Origin of the sequence: Dietzia sp. DQ12-76 (genome assembly GCF_014145045.1) — a bacterium.
In the GTDB taxonomy this organism is placed as follows: Bacteria; Actinomycetota; Actinomycetes; order Mycobacteriales; family Mycobacteriaceae; genus Dietzia.
The window spans coordinates 1-9,997 of record NZ_JAALDV010000281.1; the positions used below are offsets into that span (position 1 = coordinate 1).

The 9,997-nt window shown below is 70.1% G+C and carries 9 protein-coding genes and 1 pseudogene; 3 read left to right on the forward strand and 7 right to left on the reverse strand.

The genetic code is table 11. From position 1 onward, the window contains the following. From G6019_RS10180 to G6019_RS10200, 5 genes are all read right to left on the reverse strand, one after another. On the reverse strand, positions 1-1,198 hold a 1,198-nt coding region (locus G6019_RS10180; protein ID WP_375539756.1), incomplete at its 3' end, for an oxidoreductase. A 44-nt stretch (positions 1,199-1,242) separates the two neighbouring features. Next, a complete protein-coding gene (locus G6019_RS10185) occupies positions 1,243-2,559 on the reverse strand; it encodes an FAD-dependent oxidoreductase (protein WP_182612956.1) in 1,317 nt (438 codons plus the stop codon). Between the two features lie 70 nt (positions 2,560-2,629). Continuing rightward, a complete protein-coding gene (locus G6019_RS10190; protein ID WP_182627515.1) occupies positions 2,630-4,246 on the reverse strand; it encodes an MFS transporter in 1,617 nt (538 codons plus the stop codon). After that, complete coding sequence (locus G6019_RS10195) at positions 4,243-4,920, reverse strand: nitroreductase family protein (protein WP_107758146.1); 678 nt, start codon at positions 4,918-4,920, stop codon at positions 4,243-4,245. Before G6019_RS10195 ends, G6019_RS10190 begins: the two co-directional genes overlap by 4 nt. Before the next feature lie 8 nt (positions 4,921-4,928). Continuing rightward, positions 4,929-6,068, reverse strand: a complete 1,140-nt coding sequence (locus tag G6019_RS10200) for an acyl-CoA dehydrogenase family protein (protein ID WP_197431404.1) — start codon at positions 6,066-6,068, stop codon at positions 4,929-4,931. 141 nt (positions 6,069-6,209) lie between these two features. Here G6019_RS10200 and G6019_RS10205 point away from each other — a divergent pair, with 141 nt between their 5' ends. Together G6019_RS10205 and G6019_RS10210 are read left to right on the forward strand one after the other, a co-directional pair. Further along, positions 6,210-6,605, forward strand: a complete 396-nt coding sequence (locus G6019_RS10205; protein ID WP_107756839.1) for a nuclear transport factor 2 family protein — start codon at positions 6,210-6,212, stop codon at positions 6,603-6,605. A 41-nt stretch (positions 6,606-6,646) separates the two neighbouring features. Further along, complete coding sequence (locus tag G6019_RS10210; protein ID WP_107756840.1) at positions 6,647-7,015, forward strand: hypothetical protein; 369 nt, start codon at positions 6,647-6,649, stop codon at positions 7,013-7,015. A 131-nt stretch (positions 7,016-7,146) separates the two neighbouring features. On the opposite strand, the gene glyA is transcribed toward G6019_RS10210, so the two are convergent. After that, complete coding sequence (glyA, locus tag G6019_RS10215) at positions 7,147-8,451, reverse strand: serine hydroxymethyltransferase (RefSeq protein ID WP_107756841.1); 1,305 nt, start codon at positions 8,449-8,451, stop codon at positions 7,147-7,149. 135 nt (positions 8,452-8,586) lie between these two features. On the opposite strand from glyA, the gene coaA reads away from it, so the two are divergent. Beyond that, entirely contained in the window at positions 8,587-9,519 is a 933-nt protein-coding gene (gene coaA, locus G6019_RS10220; protein WP_107756842.1) for a type I pantothenate kinase, read from the forward strand. Positions 9,520-9,554: 35 nt separating this feature from the next. Here the strand turns inward: coaA and G6019_RS10225 are convergent. Then, a pseudogene (locus G6019_RS10225) lies at positions 9,555-9,997 on the reverse strand (tocopherol cyclase family protein); the annotation flags it as partial.

Consider the following 9,997-nt stretch of genomic DNA (forward strand, 5'->3'; position numbering starts at 1 on the left):
GGCCGGCGGCGACGCGCGCGGCCTCGAGTCCGGCCGGACCTGCGCCGATCACGTAGATGTCCTTCGTCTCCGCCGCACGGACGCCCACATTCCGGTGGCGGCCCCGACCGATCTCGGCGTTGACCGCGCAGTGCAGGTGCGGGTCGAAGGCGCGGCAGTCCTGGTTGATACCCAGGCAGCCGCGGATCTCGCCCAGCCGCCCCTGAGCGGACTTGGCCGGCAGGTCCGGGTCGGCCAACAGTGCCCGGGCCATGCCCACCAGGTCGGCCTTGCCGGTCTTGATGATGTGGTCGGCGGTCGCGGCGTCGCGGATGCGTTGACCCACGAGGACGGGGATCCCGGTCTCGGCGCGGATGCGCGCGGCGGAGTCGACGGCGACGGCGTCGGGATGCGTGCCGTCCTTGACGTACGTGCCGCGGGTGCCGTGCGTGATGCTGAAGTAGTCGACCGCCCCCGAGTCGGCGAGGTGCCGCGCGATCCTCACGCAGTTCTCTATCCCCATCCCGCCGGGGATATCCTCCTCCCCGCTGAGCCGCACGCCCAGGACCATTTTCTCGGGCATCGCCTCCCGCATGGCGGCGACGACCTCGTCGAGGAATCTCATGCGGCCGACGAGGTCACCGCCGTACCCGTCGGTCCGCCTGTTGGTGAGCGCGGACATGAACTGGGCCGGCAGGTAGCCGTGGGCGGCGTGGATCTCGGCGCCGTCGTACCCCGCGCGGGCCAGATTCGCGGCGGAGACCCGCCACCCCTCGACGATGTCCGCGATCTCCTCGACCGTCAGCTCGTGGGGAGGGTAGGCGTCGCGGGCCGTCTTGACGGCCGAGGGCGCGGAGGGCGGCGAGTCCGATTCGCCCCCGATGAACTCACGCCCCAGGTGGACCAGCTGACCGATGATCTTGGCGCCGTGCCGGTGAACAGCCGCCGCCTTGTCCGTGAGGGCGGGGAGCACCTCGTCGTTGTAGGCCTCGACCAGCTTGCGGGACCGCAGGGTAGTCGAGGGGTGCACCACGGTCGCGCCCCCGATGATCAACCCGACACCGCCGGCGGCCAGGCGCTCGAAGTGCTCCTGGTCGCCGTGGGTGGGCACACCGTCGGTGGCCATGCTCGTTCCGGCCGGCAGGGCGACCAGACGGTTCCGCAGGGTGAGTGCGCCGAGCGTGAACGGGGAGAAAGCGTGGGGGAACTCTGTGATCACCTGGGGTCCTTCCGGGGCGGGCATCGGGCGGGGACGGGGCGGTGTCAGACCACGGTGGCCGCGTCGCCGGCCCGCAGCCCGAACACCAGCGCGGTGGCCAGGCCGCCCGCGTAGGCGCGGCGGTACACCCCGCCTGTGTCCGACCCGGCGGCGAGCAGGCCCGGGATCACCGTGCCGTCGGCGCGCAGGACCGACGTGTCGGCCCCGATCCTGATCCCCACGAACGGGAACGTCACGGCCGGGGTCGTCTCGACGATGTAATACGGCCCGCGGTCGAGCGGGGCGAAGTCGTACTCCCGCGGCGGCACGACCTTCTGGCCCGACTCGTTGACCCGGCGGATCCCCTCGGCGATCCTCGCCCCGTCGTAACCCCACTCCTCGGGCAGGTACTCGAACTCCTCGAGCGTCTCCGCCAGACCGCACCGGCCGCCGCGCCTGGAGGCCTCGGTGTACTTGTCGATCGCGACCGCACCCTCGACGTAGGAACCGCAGATCCAGTCGCGGTAGACCCGTTCGTCCGCGACCACCAGGCCGCGGGCCTCGGGTTGCTCCATGAGCGCCATCGCCGTGAGGTGATCCCCCTGGGTCTCGTCCACGAAGCGCTCGCCGTGGAGGTTGAACAGCAGCGCGTGCTCGGAGTAGTAGAGGGAGAGTCCCACGAAGTCGCCGGAGTCCCGGAAGGGCAGACCCGCGGGGATCAGGTGGCCGTAGAAGCCCGCGTCGTCGAAGCCGATGCCGGCCTCCACCGATTCCGCCAGCCTCAGCCCCCCGCCGTCGCTGTGCGGGTTGGACCGGAGCGGGAATCGTGAGGCCAGCGGGTGCAGGTGGCGCTCCACCAGCTCCGCGTCGGCCTGGAACCCCCCGGTGGCCAGGAGAACTCGTCGCGCCCGGATCTCGTGGACCTCGCCGTCGGCCAACCGGACCGTCGCCCCTGCCACGCCGTCGCCCTCGGTGATGAGTCCCTGCACGTGGGCGGCAGTGTGGATCGCGTTCCCGGCGGCCCTGATCTCGCGGGCGCAGGCGTCGAGATACTGGTTGGTGTCGAACGCGTGACCGACACCGTAGCGCAGCACGGGGACTCCCTCGGCGCAGTCGACGCCCCGGCCGCGGATCCAGTCGAGCCCGGCGGCGAAGTCGTCGACGACCGCGTTGCGGAGCTCCTCCTCCCCATGGGGGTTGATCTCCGCCATGATCTGCCGCGTGGGTGCGGTCCAGGCATATCCTGCGAACCTCGCGGAGCCTCCGACGTCGTCGGCTTTCTCCACCACCATGACGGTTGCCCCGCGTTCGGTGGCGCGGGCGGCGGCGGTGAGGCCGGCCATGCCGGCACCGATGACGAGTAGGTCGACGGCGTTCTGCATTCGGGTCTCCCGGAGAGGTAGTGCTGCTGTGATGGGGACCACCCTAGCATCTTAATTGAACTCAGTTCATCTATCGGGGCTGGTCGCTCACCTTCGGCCCCTCGACCGCCCCGGCCACCAGCGACTCCACCCGGTGCCGCAGCCGGGTCTCCGGGACGGTGAGGCGCCGGTGTTCCTGTTCGACGAACTCCTCGGCGCTGCCCACCCGGTATGTCTCGACGAACAGGCCGGGCTCCGCGGTTGGGCGCTCGAGCCGCCAGCGCCGGCCCCCCAACCGGAGCCGGGAGCGACGCAGATGGCGCATCGCAGTGAGGAATTCCCGCGTGCGACCCTCCGGCACCCGGTACTCGTAGCGGACCACCACCGGTCCCGATCGGTCGCCCGGAGGCGTACCCGGGTCGGTGACCTCACCGGACGGCCCCGCCGGCCCACCGAGTTCGGAGACGAGGACCGGTTCGATCCCCTTCTCGGCGCCCAACCCGACGAGCAGGAGCGACACGCAGCTGATCACCATCAACCCGGCTGCCACGAGGAGGGCGGCCTGCAGTCCGGCGGCGTCGGCCACGACCCCCCACAGGAGCGATCCCGCCGCCTGCGTCCCCTGGACCATCAGCAGGATGACCGCGATCAGCCTGGGCCGGATCCAGTCCGGGAAGAACTGGTGCCCCATCGACATCCACGAACTCTGCACACTCACCCAGGCCGCGCCGGCGAAGAGCATGGCGATCCCGACCACGACCGGCGACGTCGAGACCGCCAGCACCGCCAGGGCCGCGGCGTAGACGAGGGCGCCACACGCGGCGAACACCGTGACCCTCAACCGCCTCCGCAGCCCACCGAACCCCATGACCGCCACGACGGCGCCGGCGCCGATCAGCGCCATGAGCACCCCGAATCCGTCCGCGCCCATCCCGAGACCGTCGTAGACGGCGAGGGAGATGAGCGCCCAGAGTGCGCTGGACGGGATCCCGAAGAGGAAGAGCTGGCACAATAGCCGTGTGGTCCACGCCGAGTTGACCACGAACCGGACCGCGCCGGAGATCTCCGGCATGATCGCCCGACGCGGAGCGGTCCGGTCGGGCGACCGCCGCTCCATCCGCCACAGCGCGAGCGCACAGCCCACGGAGAGGACGGCGACCACCGCGAACGCCCATTCCGCGCCGGCGAGTCCCAGTCCCAGGCCCGCCAGGAGCGGCCCGAGCGAGCGGGCGAGATTGAACACCGCTCCGTCGACCAGTGCCGCGGTGGGGATCATCCCGCGGTCCACGGTCTCCGGAAGAAGCGATTGCCAGGAGACCCCTACCACCACCAGCGCGGTGCCGACGAGGAGAACGGAGCAGATCATCGGGAGTGCCGTGTCGGCCCCCGTCACCGTGAGCACGGTCGCCGCCACCGCGGACCCCGCCGACGCCACGGTGGCCAGCGCCATCATCTTCTTGCGCGAGGCATACCCGGCGATCACCCCGACCGGTAGCGCGAGCACCAGGAACGGCACGGCCATGGCCGCCGGCGCGAGAGAGATCACCGACGCGGGCTCACCTCGCTCGGTGAGGACCCACTGCACCGAGACGACGTGGATCCACACGGCCACCGCGTTGGTGAGTTGGACGGCCTCGAGGGCCCGGAACGCGCGCTCGTGCCGGAGCGGGCGCGCCGTCGATCGGTGGGCGCCCGCCCCGTCGCTCACCACTGGTCCCAGTGGATGAACTCCTCCGCCGGTGGCCGCCAGGCGGGGCGGAAGGTGGTACCGGTGTAGTGGGCGACCGGGATCATGCAGACCTGTTCCACCTCGGCGGGATCGATCCCCACGATCTCGGCGACCTCGTCCTCGCGGCCGAGGGTCATCCCCGTCCAACAGGTGCCCAGTCCGCGAAGCCGCGCGGCGAGCATGAAGTTCCACACGGTCGGATACACCGTCGCGAGCCTGTGTTTGGCCGCCAGCACATCACCCTCGGCCAGCCGGGGCGTCAGACACGGGATGACGATCACCGGCACCCGGGACATCACCGCCGCGAGGTGCTCGGCCGAGTCCCTGGTGCGTCTGCTCTGGGCCGCGTGCGTGGGGTCGGCGTCGACACGGTGGAACAGCCCCACGTCGCTCGCGCGATAGAACCCGTCGAACTCCTCCCGGTAGATCCGGCCGAGGCGGTCGATGCGCGCGGGATCGCGGACGATCACGAACTCGGTGCGCATGAGATTGGAGCCCTGGGGCGCCTGGAGGGCGTCGGCCACGCACTCCTCCAGCGTTCGCGGGTCCACCTCGCGCCCCAGATCGAGTCGCCGGCGCACCGCGCGGGTGGTGGTGATCAGATCGTGCGCACCGAGGGGCTCGGGCGGGGTCACGGCCGCGGGATCAGTCATGGTCACCCCTACACCCCGACGAGATCCGCGATCGACCGGCGGGCTTTCCGGCCGCCCCCGAAGGCACCCTCGTCCCCGAGAGCGCGACGAAGGTAGAAGTGGGCGGAGTGCTCCCACGTGAAGCCGATCCCACCGTGCAATTGGATCGCCTCGTAGGCGCTCCTCGTGGCGGCATCCGCACACACCGCCGATGCGACCGCCACGGCCAGCTCGGCGTCGCGGGCGTCGTCCTCGTCGAGAACCGCGAGGGCGTACATCGCGGCGGACCGGGCCCGCTCGCGGTCGACCAGCATATCGGCCAGGCGATGCTTGATGGCCTGGAAAGACCCGATCGCACGTCCGAACTGATGACGCTGTTGGACGTAGGCGACCGTGTCATCCAACAGCCGGGCGGCGATCCCCGCGTGTTCGGCGGCGAGCGCCGCACCGGTGATGAGCGTCAACTCACGGACCACGTCCAGGAACCGTGCGGCACCGACGAGGATCCTCGTGGGCGCGTCCACCAACTGCACGTCGGCGCGGCGCCTGGTCAGGTCGACGACCTCTCGCGGGCGACGTTCTGCTCCGGTGAGGTCCACCACCACGAGCGCCTTCTCCGCTCCGGAGGACGCCACGACCACGAGCGAGTCGACCGCCTCCCCCCAGAGCACGCCCGGGACGAGCCCGTTGACGACGGAACCCGCCTCGCCCGTCGCCCCGGCACCCGCCGAGAGGGTGACCTCGCCGTCGAGCGACACCCCGATCGTGCGGCGTCCCTCCATGACCGCTCCGAGGAGATCGTCCAGCGATGCCGGGTCATCCGCTCGGACCAGCGCCTGCCCGGCAATTACGGCACTGACCAGGAGCGGCTCCGGGAGCAGCGCGGCTCCGGTCTCCTCGAGGACCACGCCCAGGTCCGCGAAACCGAAACCGTGCCCACCGAGTTCCTCGGGCACGGCGAGGGCGGCGACCTGCAGTTCATCGTTGAGTCTGCGCCACCGGGATTCCGAGTAGCCCGAGTCGGAGTCGATCGACTCGCGGACCGCCTCGTGGGTGCCGTGCCGGGCCACGAACCGGGCCACCACCGCGCGCAACTCGTCACGCTCCGGGGTCGGAAGGATGATCGACGGGTCGGCCTCGGGTCGCGCCGTTCGTGTCACTTGTGTCACGGGAAGTCCTCTCCTACGCCGTGGAGGTGGGGTGCCCCGCGTCGTGTAATTGAGTTGAGTTCACTTCAACCCATGACAACATAGTGAGGCGCATCACGCAAGCTCTTGAGGTCGGGCCCGATCCTAAACTAAGTTCGATTCATGACCTCGCCCGATTCCGCCCTGCCCGATTCCACCCTCGTCACCTACTACGCCCACGTGGACTCGGGAGACCTTGAGTCCGGTCTCGCCCTCCTGTCGCCGGACGTCTCCTTCGCCATCCTCCTCCCGGGCACTGCCGTGCGCGGCACGGACCGCGACGGCGTCCGCCGGTACCTCGAGGGGCGCGGTCCCATCGACCGGCGTCACGTCCCCACCCACGCCACCCGCACCGGTGAGCTCGAGTTCGTCTACGGCGCCGTGGTCGAGGACGGCGTCACGATCACCGGCCATTTCCTCGCATCCGCCCGAATCGACGAGGACGGGCTCATCTCCGGGTACCAGGTGGCCTTCGACCCGGAGCTCGGGCTCGTCTCCCCCACCCTCGACCGCTCCTGATCCGACCCCGCCCACACCGACCCCCCGAACGGAGAACCACCATGTCCACCGACACCCCCCTGCTGCACGCCTGGTTCGAGATCATGGACTCCGACGATCCGGACCGGGTCCTCAACCACATCACCGAGGACTTCCGGCTGTCCATCCTGTTCTCCACGGGCGAGTCCGCCGCAGAGTTCGAGGGGGACAGAGCCGGTCTGGTGGTCTACCTCGAACAGCGCGAGAAGAGCGTCCTGACCCACCACATCCTCAGCGGCACGCGGGTCGGGGACACCGAGCTGTGTCTCGGGGAGACCCGGCGTGACGGGGAGTTCGAGGCCAGCTTCAACGCCACCGCGCAACTCACCGGGCAGGACAAGGTTCGGCGCCTGCTCATCTGCCGGACCCCGAGGGTCCGCTTCACCGACTGACCTCGCGCGGACCCCCGCCACCATGGACCCCGCCGGCGGGCCACGCCGCGGGCCAGGCCACCGTTCCCTGAGACGACAGACCCCCGCAGCCGGGCACTGCGGGGGTCTGCTGCGCTACGCGGCCCGGAGCCTCAGCCCAGGATCGTCCAGTCCTCCAGGCCCTCGTACAGCGGCTTCGCCGCGGCCAGCGCGGACACCCGCTCACGCAGGGCGGCGATGTCGGCCGACGCGCCCGCCGCGAGGGCGGTGCCGATGATGTCCGCGACCTCGCGGAAGTCCTCGGCCCCGAAACCTCGGGTGGCCAGCGCGGGCGTACCGATCCGCAGGCCGGAGGTCACCATCGGCGGACGGGGGTCGAACGGCACGGCGTTGCGGTTGACGGTGATCCCGACCTCGTGGAGGAGGTCCTCGGCCTGCTGGCCGTCGAGCTCCGACTCGCGGAGATCCACCAGCACGAGGTGGACGTCGGTCCCCCCGGTGAGCACCGACACCCCGGCGTCCCGGCAGTCCTGCTCTGTCAGGCGCTCGGCGAGGATCCTGGCGCCCTCGATCGTGCGTTGCTGCCGCTCGCGGAACTGCTCGGTGCCGGCGATCTTCATGGCGGTGGCCTTGGCGGCGATCGCGTGCATGAGCGGGCCGCCCTGCTGACCCGGGAACACCGACGAGTTGAGCTTCTTGAACAGGTCGAGGTCGTTGGTGAGGATCATGCCGGAACGCGGCCCGCCCAGGGTCTTGTGGACCGTGGTGGACACGACGTCGGCATGGGGCACGGGGCTCGGGTGCAGACCCGCGGCCACCAGTCCCGCGAAGTGGGCCATGTCCACCCAGAGCTTGGCGCCGACCTCATCGGCGATCTCGCGGAACCTCGCGAAATCAAGCGTGCGCGGGTACGCCGACCACCCTGCGATGATCACATCGGGCCGCTCCTCCAACGCCATCTCGCGGACGGTGTCCATGTTGATCTGCATGGTCTCCGGGTCCACCTCGTAGGCGGCGACCTCGTACAGCTGACCGGAGAAGTTGAGCTTCATGCCGTGGGTGAGGTGACCACCGTGTGCCAGGGACAGGCCCATGATCTTGGAGCCCGGCGTCGCGAGCGCCATGAGCACCGCGGCGTTGGCCTGGGCGCCGGCGTGCGGCTGGACGTTGGCGTACGTGGCGCCGAACACCTCCTTGGCGCGATCGCGGGCCAGGTTCTCCACCACGTCGACGTGCTCACACCCGCCGTAGTATCGACGACCCGGGTAGCCCTCGGCGTACTTGTTGGTGAGCACGGACCCCTGTGCCTGCAGCACCGAGCGCGGGACGAAGTTCTCCGACGCGATCATCTCGAGCGTGTCCCGCTGACGGGCCAGCTCGCCGGCCATCGCCTCGGCGACCTCCGGATCGAGATCGGACAGGGAGGCGGTGAACACGTCGGTGTTCGGGTCGGTCATCGTTGCTCCTCGCGCGTGGGCTTCTCACTTCGTACGAATCGTGTGCGGCCACGGCTCGTCTCGTCGTCGTCGTCAGTCTAGTGGCAGGGCACCTGGAGGCCTCTTCCCCGTGGGCACCTGACACAATCAGCAATCGTGAGCAGACATGCCGGCGACTACACGCCGTACGTGGAGTTCGACCGCCGGAGCTGGCGCCGACTGCGGCGAGCCATGCCGATGGTGCTCACCGAGCAGGACCTCGAGGGATTGCGTGGTCTGGGTGAACACCTGGACCTGGACGAGATCGCGGAGATCTACCTGCCGCTCAGCCGGCTCATCCACCTCCAGGTGTCGGCCCGGCAGCGCCTCTTCCAGTCCACCAACCTGTTCCTCGGCGAGACCGTGGACGCTCCCATGCCGTTCGTGATCGGGGTTGCCGGGTCGGTGGCCGTGGGCAAGTCCACCTCGGCGCGTGTGCTGCGCGCTCTGCTGACCCGCTGGGACTCCCACCCCCGGGTCGACCTCATCACGACCGACGGCTTCCTGTACCCCAACCGTGAGCTCCAGCGGCGCGGATTGATGCACCGCAAGGGCTACCCTGAATCCTATGACCGTCGCGCACTGCTGCGGTTCGTCACGGAGGTCAAGTCCGGCGCCCCGGTCGTGCGCGCGCCGGTGTACTCGCACACCAAGTACGACATCGTCCCCCACGAGTTCATCGAGGTCGAGCGCCCGGACATCCTCATCGTCGAGGGACTGAACGTCCTGCAGACGGGCCCCCGGCTGATGGTCTCGGACCTGTTCGACTTCTCGCTCTACGTGGACGCGCGGATCGAGGACATCGAGACGTGGTACGTCGAGCGGTTCCTGGAACTGCGCCGCACGTCGTTCTCCAACCCCAACTCACACTTCGCGCACTACGCCGACCTGTCCGACCAGGCGGCCCGGTTGGCGGCGCGTGAGATCTGGAACTCGATCAACCGACCCAACCTGGTGGAGAACATCCTGCCCACCCGCCCCCGGGCCACACTGGTACTGCGGAAGAACTCCGACCACTCCATTCAGCGTCTGCGTCTGCGCAAGATCTGACGGTCACTCAGGCGCTCGGTCACTCAGGCGCTCGGTCACTCCGGCGCGGCGCCCGTCTCCCCCACCGGAACCCCTCGGCGCCGCAGCTCGGCCTCCGCGCGGTCCAGCCCCCCGTGCTCCAGCGCGGCCTGCGGACTGTAGTCGGTCCACACATGGCGACCGAAGCGGCTCACCTCCACCTCTAGCTCACCCGACAGGTGCTCGATCGCGCCGGCCGAGTTCCGCTTCTCCGAGGGCAACGGCACGGGCAGCACGTGGGCCCGACCGAGCGGCGCCCGACCGGTCACCCGGATCCGCCAGCCGTACCCGCGCCCCTCGAGCGCCCAGACGTCGTCGCCGACCACCGCGCGGACCGGCGAGACCACGGGGTTGCCCAACCGGATCACCCGACCATCGGGCAGGCGCACCACCAGGGCGGTGACCTCGGTGCGCAATGGGCCCGAATGAATCTGCCCGCCGGCGAAGGCCACGCAGGCGT

Coding starts and splice junctions, on each gene's coding strand:
- G6019_RS10185 (WP_182612956.1), bottom strand. CDS start 2,559: ATGCAGAACGCCGTCGACCTACTCGTCATCGGTGCCGGCATGGCCGGC.
- G6019_RS10195 (WP_107758146.1), bottom strand. CDS start 4,920: ATGACTGATCCCGCGGCCGTGACCCCGCCCGAGCCCCTCGGTGCGCAC.
- G6019_RS10205 (WP_107756839.1), top strand. CDS start 6,210: ATGACCTCGCCCGATTCCGCCCTGCCCGATTCCACCCTCGTCACCTAC.
- G6019_RS10210 (WP_107756840.1), top strand. CDS start 6,647: ATGTCCACCGACACCCCCCTGCTGCACGCCTGGTTCGAGATCATGGAC.
- glyA (WP_107756841.1), bottom strand. CDS start 8,451: ATGACCGACCCGAACACCGACGTGTTCACCGCCTCCCTGTCCGATCTC.